The 22746-nt window shown below is 70.8% G+C and carries 22 protein-coding genes; 6 read left to right on the forward strand and 16 right to left on the reverse strand.

The window, feature by feature from the left end; translation table 11 throughout:
- Window positions 1-47: 47 nt before the first annotated feature.
- From ACFYW3_RS16900 to pgsA, 14 genes are all read right to left on the reverse strand, one after another.
- Window positions 48-599, reverse strand: coding sequence for an adenine phosphoribosyltransferase (locus ACFYW3_RS16900; RefSeq protein ID WP_053676646.1), 552 nt, complete (start codon window positions 597-599; stop codon window positions 48-50).
- Window positions 596-1663, reverse strand: a complete 1068-nt coding sequence (secF, locus tag ACFYW3_RS16905) for a protein translocase subunit SecF (protein ID WP_351763427.1) — start codon at window positions 1661-1663, stop codon at window positions 596-598. The genes ACFYW3_RS16900 and secF overlap by 4 nt, the downstream gene beginning before the upstream one ends.
- Window positions 1664-1666: 3 nt before the next feature.
- A complete protein-coding gene (secD, locus tag ACFYW3_RS16910) occupies window positions 1667-3499 on the reverse strand; it encodes a protein translocase subunit SecD (RefSeq protein WP_389386652.1) in 1833 nt (610 codons plus the stop codon).
- 153 nt (window positions 3500-3652) lie between these two features.
- Window positions 3653-4135 carry a preprotein translocase subunit YajC gene (gene yajC / locus ACFYW3_RS16915; protein ID WP_351763423.1) on the reverse strand — a complete coding sequence of 161 codons (483 nt, stop codon included), beginning with the start codon at window positions 4133-4135 and terminating at the stop codon, window positions 3653-3655.
- 164 nt (window positions 4136-4299) lie between these two features.
- Window positions 4300-5373, reverse strand: coding sequence for a Holliday junction branch migration DNA helicase RuvB (ruvB, locus tag ACFYW3_RS16920; protein WP_351763421.1), 1074 nt, complete (start codon window positions 5371-5373; stop codon window positions 4300-4302).
- Between the two features lie 330 nt (window positions 5374-5703).
- On the reverse strand, window positions 5704-6336 hold the full coding sequence (gene ruvA, locus ACFYW3_RS16925) for a Holliday junction branch migration protein RuvA (protein WP_351763419.1): 633 nt from the start codon (window positions 6334-6336) through the stop codon (window positions 5704-5706).
- Window positions 6333-6899 carry a crossover junction endodeoxyribonuclease RuvC gene (gene ruvC, locus ACFYW3_RS16930; protein WP_351763417.1) on the reverse strand — a complete coding sequence of 189 codons (567 nt, stop codon included), beginning with the start codon at window positions 6897-6899 and terminating at the stop codon, window positions 6333-6335. Before ruvC ends, ruvA begins: the two co-directional genes overlap by 4 nt.
- Window positions 6900-7154: 255 nt before the next feature.
- On the reverse strand, window positions 7155-7907 hold the full coding sequence (locus tag ACFYW3_RS16935; RefSeq protein ID WP_267797473.1) for a YebC/PmpR family DNA-binding transcriptional regulator: 753 nt from the start codon (window positions 7905-7907) through the stop codon (window positions 7155-7157).
- A gap of 56 nt (window positions 7908-7963) precedes the next feature.
- Window positions 7964-8557 (reverse strand): pyridoxal 5'-phosphate synthase glutaminase subunit PdxT, encoded by a 594-nt coding sequence (gene pdxT / locus ACFYW3_RS16940; RefSeq protein ID WP_351763415.1) that lies wholly within the window; start codon window positions 8555-8557, stop codon window positions 7964-7966.
- A gap of 5 nt (window positions 8558-8562) precedes the next feature.
- Window positions 8563-9480: a pyridoxal 5'-phosphate synthase lyase subunit PdxS gene (gene pdxS, locus ACFYW3_RS16945; protein WP_053676654.1), complete on the reverse strand. Its 918-nt coding sequence runs from the start codon at window positions 9478-9480 to the stop codon at window positions 8563-8565.
- A gap of 137 nt (window positions 9481-9617) precedes the next feature.
- The gene (locus ACFYW3_RS16950; RefSeq protein WP_351375324.1) at window positions 9618-10157 is read right to left on the reverse strand and encodes a hypothetical protein; all 540 of its coding nucleotides are present in this window, start codon (window positions 10155-10157) and stop codon (window positions 9618-9620) included.
- A gap of 325 nt (window positions 10158-10482) precedes the next feature.
- Window positions 10483-11643, reverse strand: coding sequence for a glycosyltransferase family 4 protein (locus ACFYW3_RS16955; RefSeq protein WP_351763628.1), 1161 nt, complete (start codon window positions 11641-11643; stop codon window positions 10483-10485).
- Window positions 11640-12545, reverse strand: coding sequence for a phosphatidylinositol mannoside acyltransferase (locus ACFYW3_RS16960; protein WP_351763630.1), 906 nt, complete (start codon window positions 12543-12545; stop codon window positions 11640-11642). Before ACFYW3_RS16960 ends, ACFYW3_RS16955 begins: the two co-directional genes overlap by 4 nt.
- Window positions 12545-13210, reverse strand: coding sequence for a phosphatidylinositol phosphate synthase (gene pgsA / locus ACFYW3_RS16965; protein ID WP_351763632.1), 666 nt, complete (start codon window positions 13208-13210; stop codon window positions 12545-12547). Before pgsA ends, ACFYW3_RS16960 begins: the two co-directional genes overlap by 1 nt.
- Before the next feature lie 264 nt (window positions 13211-13474).
- Between pgsA and ACFYW3_RS16970 the strand changes: the two genes are divergently transcribed.
- A complete protein-coding gene (locus ACFYW3_RS16970; RefSeq protein ID WP_351763634.1) occupies window positions 13475-15670 on the forward strand; it encodes an elongation factor G-like protein EF-G2 in 2196 nt (731 codons plus the stop codon).
- Between the two features lie 158 nt (window positions 15671-15828).
- Window positions 15829-17493: a hypothetical protein gene (locus ACFYW3_RS16975; protein ID WP_351763636.1), complete on the forward strand. Its 1665-nt coding sequence runs from the start codon at window positions 15829-15831 to the stop codon at window positions 17491-17493.
- A gap of 75 nt (window positions 17494-17568) precedes the next feature.
- Here ACFYW3_RS16975 and ACFYW3_RS16980 read toward each other — a convergent pair whose 3' ends face one another.
- On the reverse strand, window positions 17569-18129 hold the full coding sequence (locus tag ACFYW3_RS16980; protein WP_053676661.1) for an HIT domain-containing protein: 561 nt from the start codon (window positions 18127-18129) through the stop codon (window positions 17569-17571).
- A gap of 67 nt (window positions 18130-18196) precedes the next feature.
- Here ACFYW3_RS16980 and ACFYW3_RS16985 point away from each other — a divergent pair, with 67 nt between their 5' ends.
- Entirely contained in the window at window positions 18197-18886 is a 690-nt protein-coding gene (locus ACFYW3_RS16985) for an ion channel (protein ID WP_351760913.1), read from the forward strand.
- 14 nt (window positions 18887-18900) lie between these two features.
- On the opposite strand, the gene thrS is transcribed toward ACFYW3_RS16985, so the two are convergent.
- On the reverse strand, window positions 18901-20877 hold the full coding sequence (gene thrS, locus ACFYW3_RS16990) for a threonine--tRNA ligase (RefSeq protein ID WP_351375342.1): 1977 nt from the start codon (window positions 20875-20877) through the stop codon (window positions 18901-18903).
- 169 nt (window positions 20878-21046) lie between these two features.
- Here thrS and ACFYW3_RS16995 point away from each other — a divergent pair, with 169 nt between their 5' ends.
- The 3 genes from ACFYW3_RS16995 to ACFYW3_RS17005 all read left to right on the forward strand — a co-directional run bounded on the left by ACFYW3_RS16995 (window position 21047) and on the right by ACFYW3_RS17005 (window position 22721).
- Window positions 21047-21529, forward strand: coding sequence for a GNAT family N-acetyltransferase (locus tag ACFYW3_RS16995; RefSeq protein ID WP_389386653.1), 483 nt, complete (start codon window positions 21047-21049; stop codon window positions 21527-21529).
- A 31-nt stretch (window positions 21530-21560) separates the two neighbouring features.
- Complete coding sequence (locus ACFYW3_RS17000; RefSeq protein WP_351760908.1) at window positions 21561-22127, forward strand: TetR/AcrR family transcriptional regulator; 567 nt, start codon at window positions 21561-21563, stop codon at window positions 22125-22127.
- Between the two features lie 135 nt (window positions 22128-22262).
- On the forward strand, window positions 22263-22721 hold the full coding sequence (locus tag ACFYW3_RS17005; RefSeq protein ID WP_389386654.1) for an SRPBCC family protein: 459 nt from the start codon (window positions 22263-22265) through the stop codon (window positions 22719-22721).
- The last annotated feature ends 25 nt before the right edge of the window (window positions 22722-22746 follow it).

Here is a 22746-nt window from a genome sequence, read left to right on the forward strand (position 1 = left end):
GGTACCGGGTCGCCCCGGTACCCCGCCCGCTCCGTGTGACGCGAGGGTCAGACCACGATCAGCGCGTCCAGCGGAGCGCCGTCGAGGCCCGGCTCCAGCCGGGCGCGGCCCGGCAGGAACGACAGTTCCATCAGGACCGCCACGCCGGCGACCTCGGCGCCGGCGCGCCGGATCAGCGAGAGCGAGGCGTCGGCCGTGCCGCCGGTCGCCAGGACGTCGTCGATGACCATGACCCGGTCACCGGCCGACAGGTCCTCGGCGTGGACCTCGATCTCCGCGGTCCCGTACTCCAGCTCGTACGACTGCGAGAGCGTCGCTCCGGGCAGCTTCCCGGCCTTGCGGACGGGCACGAAGCCGATCCCGGCCTGGACGGCCACCGGGGCCGCCAGGATGAACCCGCGCGCCTCCAGTCCGACGATCTTCGTCGCGCCGTACCGGGCCGCGAGGTCCACCAGCGCGTCCGTCAGGGCCGCGAAGGCCTTCGGGTCGGCCAGCAGCGGGGTGATGTCCTTGAACATCACCCCCGGCTTCGGGTAGTCCGGGACGTCCTTGATCCGGCTGAGCAGCAGCTCGCGGACCTCGGGTGCACACGCGGTCATCGGCGCCGCCGTCCGTGGCCCTCGGCCTGGCCCTGGGCCACGACCTGCGGGGAGCCCTCGGAGGCCTGGCCCTCGTCGACGGACTCGCCCTTGGCCGCCGCGGCGGCCCGCTTCGCGAGCACCCGCTTCTTGAGGGCCTTCATGGCGGGCTCGCGCTCCTTCAGGTCCACGACCAGCGGGGTCGCGATGAAGATCGAGGAGTACGCACCGGCCGCGAGACCGACGAACAGCGACAGCGAGATGTCGTTGAGCATGCCCGCGCCCAGGAAGCCACCGCCGATGAAGAGCAGGGCCCCGACCGGGAGCAGCGCCACGACGGTGGTGTTGATCGAGCGGACCAACGTGCCGTTGATGCTGCGGTTGGCGATCTCGCTGTAGGTGTAGCGGGTCTGCTTGGTGATGTCCTTCGACCCCTCCTTGAGACCGTCGAAGACGACGACGGTGTCGTAGAGGGAGTAACCGAGGATCGTGAGCAGACCGATCACGGTGCCCGGCGTGACCTCGAACCCGACGAGCGCGTACACGCCGACGGTGATGGTGAGGTCGTGGATCAGCGCGACCAGCGCGGCGACCGCCATCCGCCACTCGAAGGCGATGGCGAGGTAGATCACCACGAGGACCATGAAGATGGCGAGGCCGGTCCAGGCCTTGTTCGCGATCTGCTCGCCCCAGCTCGGGCCGACCAGGTCCGCGTTGATGTCGGCGGCCGACACCTTCAGCTCGGCCGCCAGGTCCTTCTTCACGTCGGCGGCGGCGGCGGTGTCCAGACCGGAGATCTGGATGCGCATGCCGCCGGTGCCGAGTTCCTGGACGATCGCGTCGTGCCCGGAGGCCTTCTCCGCGATCTCCGTCGTCTGGGCGACGGAGGCGACCGCCTTCGGGGTGGTGAAGACGGCACCGCCCTTGAATTCGATGCCCATGTTGAGACCCTGAACGGCCAGGGCCACGATCGCCGTGATGGTGATCAGGATGGAAACGCCGTACCAGAGGAAACGCTTGCCGACGAAGTCGTAGCCGACCTCACCGCGGTACAGCCTGGCGCCGAGATCTCCCAGCTTCGACATCTCTCACGCCTCCTTCGAGTCGACGGGGGCGGACACGGTGGCGGCACTCGCACCGGTACCGGTGCGGGACCGGCGCAGCGGGGGCTTGGCCCCGAGCCGCTTCGGGTCCAGCCCGGACCACGGGTGACCGCTGGAGAAGAACGTCGTACGGGCCATCAGGGTCATGATCGGCTTGGTGAAGAGGAACACCACGACCACGTCGAGCAGGGTGGTCAGACCCAGCGTGAAGGCGAAGCCCTGGACCTTGCCCACGGTGACGATGAACAGCACCGCGGCGGCGAGGAACGACACGAAGTCGGAGACCAGGATGGTGCGTCGGGCTCGCGGCCAGGCGCGCTCCACGGCCGGGCGCAGGGTGCGACCTTCGCGGATCTCGTCACGGATGCGTTCGAAGTACACGATGAACGAGTCCGCCGTGATGCCGATCGCGACGATGGCACCACAGACGGCGGGCAGGTTCAGCGCGAACCCGATGCCCTTTCCGAGCAGCGCCATGATCGTGTAGGTGAGGATCGCGGACACCAGGAGGCTGACGATCGCGATGAACGCCAGGCCCCGGTAGTAGACCAGCAGGTAGATCACCACGAGGAGCAGGCCGATGGCGCCGGCGATCAGACCGGCCTTCAGCTGCTCGCCGCCGAGGGCGGGGGTGACGGTGGTGACGCTGTCCTCCTGGAAGGAGAGCGGCAGGGCGCCGTACGAGAGCATGTTGCCCAGGTCCGTGGCGGTCTCCTGGTTGAAACCACCACCGGAGATCTCGGCGTTGCCGCCGGTCAGCGCCTGGTTCACGGACGGGTCGGAGATCACCGAGCCGTCGAGCACGATCGCGAACTGGTTCTGCGGCATCTGCTTGGTGGCGAGCTCACCGGTGATCTTGGCGAACTTGTCCGCGCCCTTGTCGGTGAACTGCATCGCGACGATCCACTCGCCGGTCTGCGAGTTGATCTGGGCCTTGGCCTCGTCGACGTCCTGACCGTTCACGACGGCCGGGCCGAGCACCCACTTGCCGCGGTCGCCACAGGCGACCATCGGGTCCTCGGGCTTGGCGCCCTTGCCGGCCTCGGCGCGCTGCGCCGGGTCGGCGCAGTTCAGCGCCGCGAACTTGGCCTGCAGGTCGGCCACGGCGGCATCGGCACCGGACGGAACCGGTGCGGGCGTGGTGGCCGGGGTGGTGGCCTTGTTGTCGTCTGCCTTCTTCGACCCGCTCGCCGACGGCGTGGGAGAGGGGGCGCTCGGGGCCTTGAGGCCCTCGCTGAGCGCGCGGCCCTGGGAAGTGGCGCTGGACGACGGGGTGGCCGACGGCTTGCCGTCTTCGGCCTTGGGGGCGCCGGAGCCGCTCGCGGAGGGCTTCGCGGACGGACTGCCGGAGGGCTTCGCGGACGGGCTGCCGGACGGCTTCGGCGTGGCGTTGGGCGTGGCCGGGTCACTGGGGGTGAACGCCAGGACCGGGCGGAAGTAGAGCTGGGCGGTGGTACCGACCTGCTCGCGCGCCTGCTGCTCGTTCACTCCCTTGGGGATGTTCACGATGATGTGGTCGCGGCCCTGCGTCTGGACCTCGGCCTCCGACACGCCGAGACCGTTGACACGACGGTCGATGATGCCGACCGCGGTGTTCATGTTGGTCTCGTTGATCGCGTCCGGCTTGCCGGGCTCGCTCTTCGCCTTGAGCGTGATGCTCGTACCGCCGGCGAGGTCGATGCCCAGTCGGGGAGTCGTCTGCTTGGAGATGAACATCCCCGCGGTGAGCGCCACCATCGCGATCAGGATGATCGCCAGGGCGCGCCCCGGCCTCCCCTGAGCCCCCGTGGGCCGCCGGCCCTTCTTCGGTGCTGCCACCTTGTCGTATCTCCCTGTCCAACCGTCCCGCGCCGGGTCAGCACGCGGACGGCCACGAAATGTGTGGTGGGGACCCCTGCCCCCCGCAGAAGTGTCACTCACGGGAACCGCGGCGGCCGCCGATCAGGCGCCTCCGCGGTTCCCGGCCGAGCGCTACTTCGCGCCGGCCTCGCCGTCGGTCTTGCCGTCCTTCGGCTCGTCGGCGGGCCCGTCGCCGGGCTCGTCCTTCTTGCCCAGGTCGAGCTTGGGAGCCTCGTCCTCGTCCTTCGACAGGTCGGTCTTCGGCGTCTCGCCCGCGGTCAGCGAGGAGGCGTCGTCCGGGACGACCGGCGTGTCGATGGTCAGATCATCGGTGGCGCCGTGGACGATGCGGTTGTACTCGGCGTCCTCCAGCACGGCGCCGATGGAGTTCTTCGCGTAGATGGCGTGGACGCCGGGGGCCACCTCGAGGGTGACGGTGTCCTCACCGATCTCCTTCACGGTGGCGTACATGCCACCGATGGTGCGGACCCCGGTACCGGGCGCCATTTCGTTGCGCATCTGCGCGGCCGCCTGCTGCTTCTTCTTGGCGGAGCGGGTCATCAGGAACATCGCCCCGATGAGCACGATGAACGGGAGGAGTGTCACGAGATTCACGGGACGGAGATCCTTCGCACGACCGTACGGGAGACGGCCTTCTTCTACGGGGGTGGGCATGCCGACCCGGAGGGTCGGCATCGGCGGAGTCTAGGCGAGTCCGCACCGATGGAACAACGCCCAGCATGGCACCGCAGTTCCTGAGCGGTCGAACCTCCGCGCCGTCAGGCCCTGAACAACCCCTGTTGTCCACTTGATCCACTACCGTCCTGCCGGGGCGGTACAAGCCCCAGGTGGGCCCAGGCGGCGGGGGTCGCGACCCGGCCCCTGGGCGTCCGTGCCAGCAGCCCCTCGCGCACCAGGAAGGGCTCGGCCACCTCCTCGACGGTCTCCCGCTCCTCCCCGACGGCCACGGCGAGGGTGGACAGGCCCACGGGTCCGCCGCCGAACAGCTTGAGCAGGGCCTCCAGCACGGCCCGGTCGAGCCGGTCGAGCCCGCGCGCGTCCACCTCGTACAGCTGGAGGGCGGTGCCGGCCACCTCGCGGTTGATCACTCCGTCGGCCCTGACCTGGGCGTAGTCCCGGACTCGGCGCAGGAGCCGGTTGGCGATGCGCGGCGTGCCCCGGGAGCGGCCGGCGATCTCCGCCGCGCCGGCGGTGTCGATCTCCACGTCGAGGAGGCGGGCCGAGCGGTGAATGACCCGTTCGAGTTCCTCCGGTACGTAGAACTCCATGTGTCCGGTGAAGCCGAAGCGGTCGCGCAGCGGCGGGGGCAGCAGTCCGGCCCGGGTGGTGGCACCGACCAGGGTGAAGGGCGGAAGCTCCAGCGGAATGGCCGTCGCGCCCGGGCCCTTGCCGACGATCACGTCGACGCGGAAGTCCTCCATGGCCATGTACAGCATCTCCTCGGCGGGCCGGGACATGCGGTGGATCTCGTCGAGGAAGAGGACCTCGCCCTCCTGGAGGGAGGACAGGATCGCGGCGAGGTCGCCGGCGTGCTGGATGGCGGGACCGGAGGTGATCCGGATGGGTGCCTCCATCTCGGCGGCGATGATCATGGAGAGGGTGGTCTTGCCGAGGCCGGGCGCGCCCGAGAGCAGGACGTGATCGGCGGTGGCTCCGCGCTGGCGGGCCGCCTTGAGGACGAGGTCGAGCTGTCGGCGGACCTTCTCCTGGCCGACGAACTCGCCGAGGTCCTTGGGCCTCAGGGCCGCCTCGACGGCGGTGTCCTCGCCGCCGGCCGCCGCCGCGACAAGACGGTCGGTCTCGGCTGCGTCGGTCTCGTCGTCCCAGTTCACGGTGTCAGTCTGCCTTCTCGGTCGGTGCGGTGGTCATCGTGCCCCCGTGGGGCGGCCCGGTACGGGGACGCCGTCGGTGCCGCCACCGCGTGTGCCCGCCCGCCGTGCGGGGCGCCGGCGGCCGACCGGGGCCGCGGGGCGCGGCGGTCGCGGTCGGATCGCGGTCGGGTCATGCGGCGGTCCCGGTCGGGTCGTGCGGTGGTCCCGGTCGGTCGCCGTCAGCCGGCCGGGGCCGCCGGTCCGGGCGGGCCGGTGCCCCGCCAAGGTGCGGAGTAGGTGCGGGGCGCCCCCGTACCGGCATCGGTTCGCGTCGCCGGGTCGGTCGTGGGGTCAGCGGGCCCGGTTCAGGGACTGGAGGGCGGCGCGCAGGAGCTGCGGCACGGGAGCCGAGCCGCCGGCGGCGATGGCCTCCTCGGCCTGCGGGGTGACGGCCGAGACCGCCTCCTCCGCGTCCCGGGAGGCGTACCCCAACCCGATCAGCGCCGCGGCGAGTTGCTCCGTCCACGGCGCGGGTCCGGTCGCGGCGGCCCGCTGGGCCCCGACCAGGCCGCTGGTGCCCAGCGGTGCGCCCAGCTTGTCCTTGAGTTCCAGCAGCAGCTTCTGCGCCCCCTTCTTGCCGATGCCGGGCACCGCCATCAGGGACTTCTCGTCGCCCGTGGAGACGGCCAGTCGGAGCGCGTCCGGGCTGTGCACGCCCAGCATGGCCTGAGCCAGCCTCGGCCCGACCCCGCTGGCGGTCTGCAGCAGCTCGAAGACCTGTCGCTCGTCGTCGTCGGCGAAGCCGTACAGCGTCAGCGAGTCCTCCCGTACGACCAGGGAGGTCGCCAGTCGCGCGGGTTCACCCAGCCGGAGCCCCGAGACGGTGTTCGGCGTGCAGTGCACGGCCATGCCCACGCCCCCGACCTCGATCACGGCGAGGGTGGGGGCGAGGGCGGCGACCTGGCCACTGACGAAGGCGATCATCGGGTACGGCCTTTCCGGGCGGAGACGGGGGCGGAGCCGCGCGCGGCGGTCGCGGCGTGCAGGGCGACCGCCTGCTGGAGACGGTTCTGGGCGGGGGCCCGCCAGATGTGGCAGATGGCGAGGGCCAGGGCGTCGGCGGCGTCGGCCGGCTTCGGTGGCGCGTCGAGCCGCAGCAGGCGGGTGACCATGGCTCCCACCTGTGCCTTGTCGGCGCGGCCGCTGCCGGTGACGGCGGCCTTGACCTCGCTGGGGGTGTGCAGGGCGACGGGCAGTCCGCGGCGGGCGGCGCAGAGCATGGCGACCGCGCTGGCCTGCGCGGTCCCCATGACGGTGCTGACGTTGTGCTGGCTGAACACCCTTTCCACCGCGACGAGTTCGGGTCGGTGTTCGTCGAGCCAGCTCTCGATGCCCTGCTCGATGGCGACGAGCCGCAGCCCGATCTCGGCGTCCGCCGGAGTCCGTACGACCCCCACGCCCAGCATCGTCAGCGGGCGACCCGCGACGCCCTCGACCACGCCGATACCGCACCGGGTCAACCCCGGGTCCACACCGAGCACTCGCAACGTCCCCTCCTCCTTCACGCAGGTGTGCAGGCTACCGGCCGGCACCGACAGCGGCGGTGACCGCACGGGACGGGCCCGCCGCGTTCGGCGGCGGGCGAGCGATCGGCGAGCGGCGGTCGAGCGGACGGCAGGCGTCGACGAGCGGTCGGCGAGCGGCCGGAGGGAGGAGACGTCGAGGGAACGGGCGGCCAACGAAACGGCCCGCCGGATGAATCCGGCGGGCCGTTCACGTCTGTTGCGGCGAGAGTCCGCGGCTCAGGCGTCGACCTTCTCCATGACCTCGTCCGGTACGTCGAAGTTGGCGAAGACGTTCTGCACGTCGTCGCTGTCCTCCAGCGCGTCGATCAGCTTGAAGATCTTGCGCGCGCCCTCTTCGTCCAGCTCGACCTGCATGGTCGGCAGGAAGTTGGAGTCGGCCGAGTCGTAGTCGATGCCGGCCTGCTGGAGCGCGGTGCGGACCGCGACCATGTCGGTGGCCTCGCTGATGATCTCGAAGCTGTCCCCGAGGTCGTTGACCTCTTCGGCTCCGGCTTCCAGCACCGTCTCCAGGACGTCGTCCTCGGAGAGCTCGCCCTTGGGCAGGAGGACGACACCCTTGCGGTTGAACAGGTACGAGACCGAGCCCGGGTCGGCCATCGAGCCGCCGTTGCGGGTCATGGCGACACGCACGTCGGACGCGGCACGGTTGCGGTTGTCGGTGAGGCACTCGATGAGCACCGCGACGCCGTTCGGGCCGTAGCCCTCGTACATGATCGTCTCGTAGTCGGCGCCGCCGGCTTCGAGGCCGCCGCCGCGCTTGACCGCGGAGTCGATGTTCTTGTTCGGGACCGAGCTCTTCTTGGCCTTCTGGATGGCGTCGAAGAGCGTCGGGTTGCCATCGATGTCGGCGCCGCCCATGCGGGCCGCGACCTCGATGTTCTTGATCAGCTTCGCGAAGAGCTTGCCGCGCTTGGCGTCAACCACGGCCTTCTTGTGCTTCGTCGTAGCCCATTTAGAGTGGCCGGACATCTGCCTGTCTCCTTCGCGTCACCAACAGTGTTCGCTCAGATCCTACCGGGACGCCGTTACAGCCCCGCGCGCACCATGTCGACGAAGTACGCGTGAACGCGGTCGTCGCCGGTCAGTTCCGGGTGGAAGGACGTGGCGAGCACGTTCCCCTGCCGTACCGCGACGGTGTGACCGTCGTACGTGGCGAGCACCTCGGCCGAGGCGCCGACCGACTCCACCCACGGGGCGCGGATGAAGACACCCTCGACCGGGTCGCCGGCTATGCCCGCGAAGTCGATCCGTGCCTCGAAGGACTCGTTCTGGCGCCCGAAGGCGTTGCGGCGGACGATCATGTCGATGCCGCCCAGCGTCTCCTGGTCCTCGCGACCGTCCAGGAGCTTGTCCGCGAGCATGATCATGCCGGCGCAGGTGCCGTAGACCGGCATCCCGGCCCGCACGCGCTCGCGCAGCGGCTCCAGCATGCCGAACAGCACGGCGAGCTTCGACATGGTCGTGGACTCGCCGCCGGGGATCACCAGGGCGTCGACGTCGGCGAGTTCCTCGGGACGCCGGACCGGCCTGGCCACGGCGTCCGCCGCGGCCAGGGCGATCAGGTGCTCCCGTACATCGCCCTGAAGTGCCAGGACACCAATGACGGGGGTGCTGCTCATGCTTGTTACCAGCCCCGGTTGGCGTAGCGCTCGGACTCGGGGAGGGTGTCGCAGTTGATGCCGACCATGGCCTCGCCCAGGTTGCGGGAGGCGTCCGCGATGATCTTCGGGTCGTCGTAGAAGGTGGTGGCCTTCACGATGGCGGCGGCGCGCTTGGCCGGGTCGCCGGACTTGAAGATGCCGGAGCCGACGAAGACGCCCTCGGCGCCGAGCTGGCGCATCAGCGCGGCGTCGGCCGGGGTGGCGACGCCACCGGCGGAGAACAGCACGACCGGGAGCTTGCCGAGCTCGGCGACCTCCTTGACCAGCTCGTACGGGGCGCGCAGGTCCTTGGCGGCGGCGAACAGCTCGTTGTTGTCGAAGCCGCGCAGGCGGGCGATCTCGTTCTTGATCTGGCGCAGGTGGCGGACGGCCTCGACGACGTTGCCGGTGCCGGCCTCACCCTTGGAACGGATCATGGCCGCGCCCTCGGCGATGCGGCGCAGGGCCTCGCCCAGGTTGGTGGCGCCACAGACGAAGGGGGTGGTGAACGCCCACTTGTCGGAGTGGTTGACCTCGTCGGCCGGGGTCAGGACCTCGGACTCGTCGATGTAGTCGACGCCGAGGGACTGCAGCACCTGCGCCTCGACGAAGTGGCCGATGCGGGACTTGGCCATGACGGGGATGGAGACGGCCTCGATGATCTCTTCGATCATGTTGGGGTCGGACATCCGGGCCACTCCGCCGTCCTTGCGGATGTCGGCGGGGACCCGCTCCAGGGCCATGACGGCCACGGCGCCGGCGTCTTCGGCGATCTTCGCCTGCTCGGCGTTGACCACGTCCATGATCACGCCGCCCTTGAGCTGCTCGGCCATGCCGCGCTTGACGCGGGACGTGCCGATCGCGGACTCAGCGGACTGCGGGGTGGAGGGAAGCGTGCTCACGGATTGACCTCACTCGAAGGAAGACGGGTGCTGCGGTGGTACTGCGGTGAGCAAACCCCCCACGACCAGTCCACTGCAAGGGCCAATGAGGAGCCGGTGGCTCCTTCCGATTTGGCCATTGGGTACAAGTGGGGCCGCTACGGCCGTTCCGCAAGATCCACCGGGGGCTCGTCGTCCATCTCGAAGGCGAGCGGGAAGGGGGCGTGTCCGGCCAAGCGGAACCAGCGGACCTTGCGGTGCCTGCGCAGCGCGCGGGCCGCGCGTACCGCGTCGTTGTGGAAGCGGCGGGCCATCGGCACCCGGCGGACGGCGGCCGCCAGCTCCTCGGTGGCCTCCGCGCCGCCGGGGGCGGCCTTCAGCACCTCGACCTGGTCCACGTCGGAGAACACCGCGCGCAACGCCTGGCTCAGTTCGCTCTCGGCCACCTCGCGGTGCTCCTCCTCGGCCTGTCGGGCCCCGTGCGCGGCCTCGTACAGCACCAGCGACGAGGCCGGGTCGAGCACGCCCGAGGTGGCCACCTCCAGCACCACCGACGCCCGCCGCACGAGCTGCGCGTCGAGGGCGGCCCGGGCGGCGTCCATCCGTGAGTGCAGCCGGTCGAGGCGACCGGCGGTCCAACTGAGGTAGACCCCGATGACGCCGAGGCCCAGGGCAATCCAGACAAGGGTTTCGATCACGGGCCGCGACTCTACCTTTCGCGGGCCCCCGACCCCGGCCCGGCCCGGGGGCGGCCCCCGGCGGCCGGGGGACGCCGCAGACGGCGCGGGTCACGGCACCGGGCCGTCTCTTTCGGATCTTGCCTGACCCGCGCCGCCCGGCAAGATCCGAAAGAGACGGCCTATGGGCTGTCCCGCAATCCCTGGTGGATCAGCGCACGGCGTCGGACGCGGTGCATCGCAAGGCGGAGGGACGTCCTCATACTGGGCGTATTCGGGCGTTCCGACAACGCGGCGAGGTGCCGTGGCCGGTGTCGTGCGCCCGCCAGGGATTGCGGGACAGCCCTTAGTCCCGCGCGAAGCCCAGCCGTGCGCGCAGGCCGACGCGTTCGTCCTCCGCGACCGCCGCCGCGCCGTCGGTCACGGTCTCGTAGACGGCCAGGATGTCCGCTCCCACCGTCGACCAGTCGAAGCGCCGCACGTGCGCGGAGCCGCGGGTGCTCAGTTCCGCCCGGCGTTCGGGGTCCCGCAGGAGGGCGATGGCACCCGCCGCCAGGGAGTCGGCGTCCTCGTTGGTGAAGAGGTCGCCCGCGCGTCCCTGGTCCAGTACCTGCGCGAAGGCGTCCAGGTCCGAGGCCAGGACCGCGGCCCCCGCCGAGAGGGCCTCGACGAGGATGATGCCGAAGCTCTCGCCGCCGGTGTTGGGGGCGACGTACGCGTCGACGCTGCGCAGCAGCCGCGCCTTGTCCTCGTCCGAGACCATGCCGAGGAACTCGACCCGGGAGCGGAGGTCGGCCGGCAGCGAGGCCACGGCCTCCTCCTCGTCGCCGCGGCCGGCCACGAGGAGCCGTACGTCCGGGCAGGCCTCCACGATCTTGGGGAAGGCCGCCATGAGCACGGGCATGCCCTTGCGGGGCTCGTCGATCCGGCCGATGAAGCCGAGGGTCTGACCGCTCCACTCGACCTTGGGTTCGGCCTTGGCGAAGAAGTCCACGTCGACCCCGTTGGGGATCACGACGGCGTCCCCGCCCAGGTGTTCCACGAGGGTCCGGCGCGCGTACTCGCTCACCGCGATGCGGGCGCTGATCTTCTCCAGCGCCGGCTGGAGGATCGGGTACGCGGCGACCATCGCGCGCGAGCGGGGGTTGGAGGTGTGGAAGGTGGCCACGATGGGTCCCTGCGCCGCCCAGCAGGACAGCAGGCCGAGGGACGGCGAGGCGGGTTCGTGGATGTGGATGACGTCGAAGACGCCGTCGTGCAGCCAGCGTCGTACGCGGGCCGCGGACAGGAAGCCGAAGCTCAGCCGGGCCACCGACCCGTTGTACGGCACCGGGACCGCTCGTCCCGCCGAGACCACGTAGGGCGGCAGCGGAGTCTCGTCGTCCGCGGGGGCGAGCACCGACACCTCGTGGCCGCTGCGGATCAGGTGTTCCGCGAGGTCACGGATGTGGAACTGGACGCCGCCCGGTACGTCCCACGAGTACGGGCACACGATGCCGATCTTCACTGAGCGCGTTCCTCCAGGTCGTCCAGCCACAGCCGCTGCAGCATGTGCCAGTCCTCGGGGTGCTCGGCGATCCCCTGGGCGAACACGTCGGCGACGGCCTGGGTCATGACGGCCGTCTTCTCGACCCGGGTGCCGTTCTTCGGCACGGGCACCTCGGGGTGTATCCGGCCGTACATCTTCGGGGTGTCCCCGTAGTACAGGGTGGCCGGGAGCAGCACCGCGCCCGTCTGCTGGGCCAGCAGCGCCGGTCCCGCCGGCATGCGCGCCGTGGAGCCGAAGAAGTCCACCTCGACGCCGGAGGCCGACAGGTCCCGGTCGGCGACCAGGCAGACCAGTCCCCCGGAGCGGAGCCGTCGGGCCAGGGTGCCGAAGGCGGCGCCGCCGCTGTGCGGGAGCACCTCCATGCCGAGGCTTTCCCGGTAGGCCACGAAGCGGTCGTACAGGCTTTCGGGCTTGAGCCGTTCGGCGACCGTGGTGAACGGCACGCCGATGTGGCCGGTGGCCCAGGCGCCGGCGAGGTCCCAGTTCGCGAGGTGCGGCAGGGCGACCACGACCCCGCGCCCGGTGGCCAGCGCCTCGCGCAGGACGTGGTCGTCCTTCATCTCGACGTCCGTGCCGAACCGCTTCGGGTCCATGGTCGGCAGCCGGAAGGACTCCATCCAGTACCGCATGTAGGAGCGCATGCCGGCACGCGACAGTTCCCGCAGGGCTTCGGGGGTCGCGTCCGGGACCACCCGGGCCAGGTTCGACTCCAGGCGCAGCACGCTCTTGCCGCGCCGCTTCCAGGCGTAGTCCGCGATCCGGCGGCCGAGGGCCACCGCCGCGGGCTCGGGGAGCTTCTTCACGCCCGCCCAGCCGAGCCCGTAGAGCCCGTCGACGAGCTTGTCCTGTGCGGCGCCCATCAGGCGGCACCGCCTTCGGCCGCGGCCTCGGCCGCGTCGGCCTCCGCCGCCTCGCGGCGTACGGTGACCACCCGCTGGATCAGCGTGACGAGGGAGCCCGCCGCGACCACCCACAGGGCGATCGGCAGGAGCACCCCGATCCAGGAGGGGACGCCGAAGGTCTGCAGCCCGGACAGGCCGGCCGCGACGAGGGTGATCACCAGGCGTTCGGCTCGTTCGATGAGCCCGTTGACGGCCACCGGCAGCCCGATCGACTCGCCGCGGGCCTTGGTGTAGGAGACCACCTGGCCGCTGGCCAGGCAGAAGATGGACACGGCGCAGAGCACGTTGTGGTTCCCGAAGCCCGCGTACCAGAGCGCGAGTCCGCCGAAGATGGCCGCGTCGGCCACCCGGTCGAGCGTCGAGTCGAGGAACGCCCCCCACCGGCTGGAGACGCCGGCCTGGCGGGCCATGTTCCCGTCGACCAGGTCGGAGAAGACGAAGAGGGTGATGGTGATCGTGCCCCAGAAGAACTCGCCCCGGGGGAAGAAGACCAGCGCTCCGGCCACCACTCCGGCGGTGCCGATCAGGGTGACGGCGTCCGGGCTCACCCCCCGACGGAGGAGAAATGCGGCGAACGGCGTGAGAACACGCGTGAAGAATGCACGCGCGTACTTGTTCAGCATGGCCTTCCCGGAGGGTCGCTGGGCCGTGCGGCCACAGCGGCCACCGGCTGGCCCATCGTAGCCGGCGCCTCGCGCCCCGGGTGCCGCGCACCCACCGGTTCGCCCCGGACAATCCCCGCGCCGGCTCCACGTCGGCTCCGCGCCGGCCGCTCGTCGTGCTCCGGACGGCTGCGGGTACGACGTATGGACGTGGTGTGACACCGGTGCAAAGCTCGAAGGACCCCGATCACCCTCCTCACCGCGACACCGGGAGGCACGAGCATCATGGGAGCCACATCACACCAAGCCGGGGCCGCCGGCAGGGCACTGACGGCCGACCGGCCCACTTCCGTACGGAACGTCGTGTTGGTCGGCCACAGCGGCGCCGGCAAGACCACCCTGGTCGAGGCCCTGGCGCTGACCGCCGGGGCCGTCAATCGAGCCGGCCGGGTCGAGGACGGTTCGACCGTCTCCGATCACGACGAGATCGAACATCGTCGCCACCGGTCCGTCCAGCTCTCCCTCGTCCCCGTCGAATGGGGCGGGATCAAGATCAATATCCTGGACACTCCGGGATACGCCGACTTCGTCGGTGAACTCAGGGCCGGTCTGCGCGCCGCGGACGCGGCCCTTTTCGTCGTCTCGGCCGCCGACGGGATCGACGGCGCCACCCGCATGGTCTGGGACGAGTGCGAGGCCGTCGGCATGCCCCGGGCCATCGTCGTCACCCACCTGGAGGCGGCCCGGTCCGACTACGCCCAGATGGCCGGCGTCTGCGGGGAGATCTTCGGCGCCGAGGACCCGGACGCCGTCGTACCGCTCTACCTGCCCCTGCACGGGCCCGCGGGCCCGGACGGGCACGCCCCCGTCACCGGGCTGCTCGGCCTGCTCTCCCGGCGCGTGTACGACTACGGCTCCGGGGAACGCGTCGAACGCGACCCGGACCCGGCGGAACTCGCCCTCATCGCCGACGCCCGCTCCCGCCTGATCGAGGGGATCATCGCGGAGAGCGAGGACGAGAGCCTCATGGACCGCTATCTCGGCGGCGAGGACATCGACCTCAAGACCCTCGTGGACGACCTGGAGCGGGCCGTTGCCCGGGGCACCTTCCACCCCGTGCTGATGGCGGCGCCCGCGGCCGAGGGAGCCCGTCAGGGCCTCGGGACGGTGGAACTCCTCGAACTGGTCACCGGCGGCTTCCCCACCCCCGCGGAACGCGCGCCGCTCGCCGTCACCGCCCCCGACGGTTCCGACCGCCCCCCGGTCACCTGCGATCCCGACGGGCCCCTCGTGGCCGAGGTCGTCAAGACCTCCTCCGACCCCTACGTCGGCCGCGTCTCCCTCGTCCGCGTCTTCTCCGGCACCCTGCTCCCCGAGGCGACGGTGCACGTGTCCGGCCACGGGCTCGCGGACCGCGGGCACGAGGACCACGACGTGGACGAGCGGATCGGTGCCCTCTCCTCCCCCTTCGGCAAGCAGCAGCGGCCCCTCGGCCGGTGCATCGCCGGCGACCTCGCCTGCGTGGCGAAGCTCACCCGCGCGGAGACGGGCGACACCCTCTCCGCCAAGGACCGGCCCCTGCTGATGGAGCCCTGGTCGATGCCCGATCCCCTGCTGCCCCTCGCCGTCGAGGCCCATGGCAAGGCCGACGAGGACAAGCTCTCGCAGGCGCTGGCCCGTCTCGTGGCCGAGGACCCGACGCTGCGGCTGGAGCAGAACCCGCACACGCGTCAGCTCGTCCTGTGGTGCCTGGGCGAGGCCCACCAGGACCTGGTGCTCGAACGCCTGCGGACCCGCTACGGGGTCCAGGTGGACCCGGTCCCCCACAAGGTCAGCCTGCGTGAGACCTTCGGCGCCGAGGCGACCGGCCGCGGGCGCCACGTCAAGCAGTCCGGGGGCCACGGCCAGTTCGCCATCTGCGAGATCCGGGTGGAGCCGCTGCCGGCCGGCAGCGGCGTGGAGTTCGTCGACAAGGTGGTCGGCGGTTCGGTGCCCCGCCAGTTCATCCCGTCCGTGGAGAAGGGCGTCCGCGCCCAGGCCGCGCGCGGGGTCGCGGCCGGATACCCGCTGGTGGACGTACGGATCACCCTGCTCGACGGCAAGGCGCACTCGGTGGACTCCTCCGACGCCGCCTTCCAGACCGCGGGCGCGCTCGCCCTGCGGGAGGCCGCCGCCGAGGCGACCATGCACCTCCTGGAGCCCGTCGCGGAACTGGACGTACTGGTGCCCGACGAGTACGTCGGCCCGGTCATGAGCGACCTCGCGGGGCGCCGAGGTCGCGTCGTCGGCTCCGACCAGGCCGGGCCGGGCCGGACGCGGGTGCGGGCGGAGATCCCGGAGATCGAGATCGGCCGGTACGCGGTGGAGTTGCGGTCCGTGTCGCACGGCACGGGCGGGTTCCGTCGCAGCTACGCCCGCCACGAACCCATGCCACCACAATTGGCGGAAAGGATTCGCGAACAGGCCGAGAAAGGAACGTAGTTGACAAAGCGCTGCGGCGACCGCCCACCCAAGCCGCTTGCGGTGGGCGGTATTTCCCTGTCCCATGACCATGGGGCAGGCCGCGCCGCTAGGCTTTTCGGCGGCGCGGGGCAGGACGACGGCAGGCGCGAGCCGGCAGTGGGCACAGGCGCACGGTGATGGGGGCAACGGTGGCGGACGACGGTTTCGACTTCAGGCCCGGGGCGCAGGTTCCGCTCCAGGGAGGCGGTGGGCAGACCGCCGCGACCAACGCGTTGGCGTCCGCCGCGTACCGCGACGGCAAGCTGGAGGAGATCCTCAAGGCCAACAACGACCTCCACGAGTCGAAGGTCAAGGCCCCCAGGATCTCCCTCTTCGAACCCAACCTGGGCGAGGCCTTCTGCCGCGCGGTCGAGGTACGCACCCTCGGCGCCGGCCGCAAGCCGCTCATCCAGTCCTTCGGCGCCGACCCGCAGACCGTCGTCGAGCACTGCCTGGCCGCTTCCCGCATCCGCAAGGAGCGCGACCGCAAGCTGCGCATGATCGTGCTGGTCTGCGGGGTGGTCTTCCTGCCCGGGCTGCTGCTGTGGCTGGGCCTGTTCCAGCTCCGCAAGTCCCTGGGCAAGGGCGAGGGCAAGCGGTCCTGGCTGGTCACCGCCCTGCTCGTGGGCGTCGCCGTGGTGGTGGCGGTGTTGATGTTCCGGTTGCCCTTCACCGGGTTCCTCGGGATATACCTGCGGGCGATGATCATCGCTCCGGCTCTGGGCTGGTTCCTGGCCCGCCGGATCTGCGAGGCCACCGCGGTCGACATGCGGTCCCGCTGGGACGGGCTGCTGGGCGGCGGGGGCGTCGCCGCCAAGATCCCCGAGGCGGTGCCGGGCAACCCCGACGAGAAGGCGCGTGAGGACCTGCGCCACCAACTGGCGAAGCTCACCGCCGAGGACCGCAGCAACTCCGCCTTCTACGCCGGCCCCAAGGGGATCCTCGGCATGGGCACCCGCTGGGGCAGTTGGCAGATGGCCGAGGAGCTGACCCCGAGGACCGAGGGCGCCGACATCCACCCCTTCCGCAGTTGGGACGTCATACGCGCGATCGACACCCAGCTCCGCAAGCTGGAGCGCGGCCCGCTGCACACGGGGGGCTTCCCGACCGCGTCGATCCAGCACTGGATCGTCACCCCGATCGGCGAGGGCGCGGCCGAGGTGGCCCGGCCCACCGGCGAGGACGTGGACACCTTCCTGGTGAAGCCGCACGAGATCACCCGGATCTGCAACGAGCAGCAGTTCAGCGCCGGCAACCGGCACTATCTGGGCATCCAGTACCCGCTCTGGGACGGGCAGCTCGTCATCACGATGCTGGTGACGGTCACGGTGCTGTACAAGACCCTGCGGGTGGACGTCACCGCCCACGCCCTGGGTCCCGTGCACGGCCTGTTCACCACGAAGTCCGCGCCCAAGACGGTCGAGGTGGCCAAGTCCGTCCGCTTCTGGGAGACGGTGGAGCGACAGCTCCCGCTGGTGGACGCGACGGAGGTCGTCCGGCTGGCCGTGCGTGCCTCGCTGACCTGGTACCCGCCGGTCCTGGAGTACTTCGGCGGCAAGCTGATCCTGCCCGAGCCGTTCGGGTTGCGGCACGTGTGGGCCGGTTCGATGTGGCGCCACCGCTTCATGGCGGACGACGCCCTGCGCACCGTGGCCCCGGTCCTGCGGTCGGTGCACACCGCCGCGTTCAAGGTCCTGGAGGAGAACGGCGTCGACACGGACCGCTTCACCAACCGCTCCTCGATCATGAGCGGCTTGATCCAGGAGCCGTCGCCGCGCAAGGCGGACGTCTACGACGCGTAGGCGCGGACGGTACGACGCGAGGGCCGGGGGGGGGGGGGGGGCCCCCCCCCCCCCCCCCCCCCCGGCCCTCGCGTCTCAGTCGGTGGGCCAGGCGTCCGCGAGCATCTGGCGGGTGTCCGCGAGCAGTTGCGGCAGAACCTTGGTGTGGCCGACGACCGGCATGAAGTTCGTGTCCCCACCCCAGCGCGGCACGATGTGTTGGTGCAGGTGCGCGGCGATGCCGGCGCCGGCCGCCGCGCCCTGGTTCATGCCGATGTTGAATCCGTGCGCCCCGGACGCCTTGCGCAGGGCGGTCATGGCCCGCTTGGTCAGGTCGGCGAGCTCGGCGGTCTCGGCGGCGTCGAGTTCCGTGTAGTCGGCGACGTGCCGGTAGGGGACGACCATCAGGTGGCCACCGTTGTACGGGTACAGATTGAGCACGGCGTAGACGTGCCGGCCCCGGGCGACCACGAGCCCGTCCTCGTCCGACATGTCCGGAATCCCGCAGAAGGGACAGCCGTCACCGGCCTCCGGACCGGTCGGCTTGTTCTCCCCCTGGATGTAGGCCATCCGGTGGGGCGTCCACAGACGCTGGAACGCGTCCTGCGTGCCCACACCGATCTGCTGCTCCGGCTCAATCGTCATGGGATGCAGCATATGACCTTGCCCCCGCAGGGCGTGTCGCCGGGGCGAAGACGGGAGGCGGGCCCGCGATGCTGGGTCCATGCACGCAGAAGCCGAGAGCCGCGACGTCGCCTGGGAACGCCGCACCGAGATCCCGCTCTTCTACCTCTCACTGGTGTTCCTCGCCGGGTACGCGGTCCGCGTGCTCGCCCACGCCCACTCCCTGTGGCGCGACATCGCCGCGATCACCGTCGCACTGACCTGGCTCTGCTTCATCGTGGACTACGTGGTGCGGCTGGTCCTGAGCCGCCAGCGGCCGCTGCGGTTCGTCCGCCGCCACTGGCTGGACACGGTGATCGTCATCCTGCCGACGCTGCGGGCGCTGCGCATGGTCAAGGTCCACGACGCGGTCATGGCCAAGAGACGGAAACGCCCGCGCCGCGGCCTGTACCCGCGCGTGATCACGTACGCGGGCCTCTCGTCGCTGCTGCTCGGATTCTCCGGCTCGCTGGGCCTGTACGACTCCGAGCGGCGGGACCCGCACTCCCCGATCCAGACGTTCGGGGACTCGCTGTGGTGCGTGGTCCAGACGCTGACGACGGTCGGTTACGGAGACGTGGCCCCCGTGACCATGTCGGGGCGGCTGATCGCGACCACTTTGATGATGTTCGGTCTGGGTCTGCTGGGGGCGGTGACCGGTTCCTTCTCGTCCTGGCTGATCCAGATCTTCCGCCGGGACGACGAGGAGGAGCCCCCGGGGGACGAACCGTCCCCGGGGGCTCCTCACTGATCCGACCGCGTCGGTCAGACCTGGACGCGGTCCGCGACGACCTTGGCCAGCTTGGCCAGGGCCTCGTCCTTGGCCACGCCGTTCTCCTGCGAACCGTCGCGGTAGCGGAAGGAGACGGTGCCGGCGGCCATGTCCTCGTCACCGACGATGATCATGAACGGGACCTTGAGCTTCTGGTGGTTGCGGATCTTCTTCTGCATCCGGTCCGAGGAGGCGTCCACCTCGACGCGCAGCCCCTGCTTCTTCGCCTCGGCGGCGAACTCCTGGAGGTACTCCACGTGCCCGTCGCCGATCGGGATGCCGACGGCCTGGACGGGGGCCAGCCACGGCGGCATGGCCCCCGCGTAGTGCTCCAGCAGCACGGCGAAGAAGCGCTCGATGGAACCGAACAGCGCACGGTGGATCATGACCGGGCGCTGACGCGAACCGTCGGGGCCGGTGTACTCCAGGTTGAAGCGCTCCGGCAGGTTGAAGTCGAGCTGCACGGTCGACATCTGCCAGGTGCGGCCGATCGCGTCACGGCACTGGACGGAGATCTTCGGGCCGTAGAACGCGGCGCCGCCCGGGTCCGGGACCAGGGGCAGGCCCTGCTTCTCGGCGACCGACTGGAGGACGGCGGTGGCCTCCTCCCAGACCTCGTCCGAGCCGACGAACTTCTCCGGGTCCTTGGTCGACAGCTCCAGGTAGAAGTCGGTCAGACCGTAGTCGCGGAGCAGGTTCAGCACGAAGGTCAGGGTGCGGTCGAGTTCCTCCGCCATCTGCTCCTTGGTGCAGTAGATGTGCGCGTCGTCCTGGGTGAAGCCGCGCGAGCGGGTCAGACCGTGCACCACACCGGACTTCTCGTACCGGTACACGGTGCCGAACTCGAAGAGGCGCAGGGGCAGTTCGCGGTAGGAGCGGCCGCGCGCGTCGAAGATCAGGTTGTGCATCGGGCAGTTCATGGGCTTGAGGTAGTAGTCGGTGCCACCGTCGAGCTGCATGGGGGGGTACATGCCCTCCGCGTACCAGTCCAGGTGCCCGCTCTTCTCGAAGAGGGCGCCCTTGGTGGCGTGCGGGGTGTAGACGAACTCGTAGCCCTCTTCCTCGTGCCGCTTGCGCGAGTAGTCCTCCATGGTGCGACGAATGACGCCGCCCCGCGGGTGGAAGACGGCCAGGCCGGAGCCGATCTCGTCCTGTACGGAGAACAGGTCGAGTTCGGTGCCGAGCCGGCGGTGGTCGCGCTTCTCGGCCTCGGCGAGGAAGTCGAGGTGGGCCTTCAGCTCGTCCTTCGACGGCCACGCGGTGCCGTAGATGCGCTGGAGCATCGGGTTCTTCTCGCTGCCGCGCCAGTAGGCGGCCGCGTTGCGCATGAGCTTGAAGGCGGGGATGTTGCGGGTGGTGGGCAGGTGGGGACCGCGACAGAGGTCCTTCCAGCACAGTTCGCCGGTCTTGCCGTCGAGGTTGTCGTAGATGGTCAGCTCGCCGCCGCCCACCTCGACGTTCGCACCGTCGTCGGTCGAGGCCGAACCCTTGATGCCGATGAGTTCCAGCTTGTACGGCTCGTCCGCGAGCTCCTCGCGGGCCGCCTCGTCGGTGACCACGCGGCGGGCGAACTTCTGCCCGCGCTTCTGGATCTCCTGCATCTTCTTCTCGATGGCCTTGAGGTCATCGGGGGTGAAGGGGCGGGCGACGTCGAAGTCGTAGTAGAAGCCGTCGCGGACCGGCGGGCCGATGCCCAGCTTGGCCTCGGGGAAGAGTTCCTGCACGGCCTGCGCCATGACGTGCGCGGTCGAGTGGCGCAGGATGTTCAGGCCGTCCTCGGAGGAGATCTCCACCGGCTCGACGGTCTCGCCGTCCTTCACCTCGTACGCGAGGTCCTTCAGCTCCCCCGCGACGCGCGCGGCGACGATGGTGCGCTCGCCGGCGAAGAGCTCGGCCGCCGTAGTGCCCGTGGCCACCACGCGCTCGTCCCGCTCGGAATCGCGTTGGATGATCACACGGACGTCTGACACCGGTCTCTCCTGACTCAGGGGGTGCGCGAGCGAACACTGCGCGCCTGAATCGTACCGAGCCGGGGGGCGCCATCGCTAAACGGTTGTTCGCCGGAGCCGGACGCCCACCTCGGCGGCGACCGGCCGGGGTACCGTTTCGCCGCGTCCCGACCCCCTGGAGCGAACCGCCATGCCGCTCGTGCTCGTCCGCCCGCTGGACCTTGACCACGACCCCACCGCCGCCGCCGTCCACCGCGTGGGTCGGGCGGCGTACGCCGTGGAGGCCGCGCTCATCGGCTTCGACGGCATCCCCGCCCTGCGGGAGAGCCTCGCCGAGATGCGGGAGCGGCCGTTGAACTGGATCGGCGCGGTCGCGCGGGACGGCGCGGTCGCCGGGTTCCTCGCGTGGGAGGACACGCGGGACGGCGGCGTGTGCGTCGACCGGCTGTGCGTGGATCCGGCCTGGTTCCGTCGGGGCATCGCCTCGCTGCTGTGCGCGCGGCTGCCGGCCGACCGCCGCGTCACCGTCACCACCGGCGCCGCGAACGCCCCCGCCGTGGCCCTGTACGAACGCCTCGGCTTCCTGCGCGGCGAGGACTTCGAGCCCGTCCCGGGGCTGCGGATGGCCTCGTTCTCCCGCCGTTCCACTCCCCCCGCTCCCCCGACCCGTTGACATCCCAAAGTGTGAGTGGTTTATTACTCACATGAACACGGAACGACGTCGACAGCTCTCCTCCGCGGAGGAACGCCGGGACACGGTGCTGCGCACGGCCATCGGGGCCTTCGCCTCGCGCGGCTACTTCGGCACCACGACCACGGAGGTGGCCAAGGCCGCCGGCATCTCGCAGTCGTACGTCTACCGGCTCTTCCCCAACAAGGAGGCGCTCTTCACCGCGGTCGTCGACCACTGCTTCACCCGGGTGCGGGCCAGCCTGGAGGAGGGCGCGGCGAACGCCGCCGGCAGTGCGCCCGAGGCGGTGCTCAGCGCCATGGGCGACGCCTACGCCCACCTGATCGCGGACAAGGACCTGCTGCTCGTCCTCACCCACGCCCAAGCGGCGGCCGTGTCGGAGACCGCGGTCCGGGACGCCGTGCGGGCCGGCTACGCCCGCCTGGTGGAGTACGTGCGCGGCGCCTCGGGCGGCAGCGAACCCGAGGTGCAGCGGTTCTTCGCGACCGGCATGCTCTGCCACCTGCTGGTGTCGATGGACACGCAGGCAGTGGACGCGCCATGGACACGAACCCTCTCGGCCGGCGTCCGGCACTACTGACGACACCGACGCCCGAGGACGAACGACGGAACAGGGCGGGCCCCGGAGCCCGCCCTTCTTCCGACCCAAAGAGTGAGTGGTCAACCACACACACCATCCGGCGACCACCTGCCGACCGAACCCTGGAGCACCGTCATGACCACGAACAACACCCGCCCCACCAGGATCGACGAGAACGCCCCCGCCGTCGTCCGTCTGGAGACCACCGTCGCGGCCCCCCTCGCCACGGTGTGGGACCTGCACGCCGACATCGCCGGCTGGTCCGACTGGCACACCGGCATCGACCGGGTCGAGTTCGTGGGTCCCCTCGCCGCGGGCACCCGTTTCCGCTGGCTCACCCACGGGCTCGACATCACCTCGACCGTCCTCGACGTGACGCCCGGCGAGCGGATCGCCTGGGGCGGCCCCGCCCACGGGATCGACGGAGTCCACGTCTGGACCTTCCACGAGAACGCCGCGGGTGTCACCGTCCGCACCGAGGAGTCCTGGGCCGGCGCCCCCGTCGAGGCGCGCCCCACCGAGATGGAGGCGGCGCTGCGCCAGTCGCTGGAGGAATGGCTCCACCTCCTGAAGACCACCGCCGAAGCCCGCTGAAGCCACCGAGGCCGGCCGAACACCC

It is taken from the genome of Streptomyces sp. NPDC002602 (assembly GCF_042889445.1).
Lineage (GTDB): Bacteria > Actinomycetota > Actinomycetes > Streptomycetales > Streptomycetaceae > Streptomyces.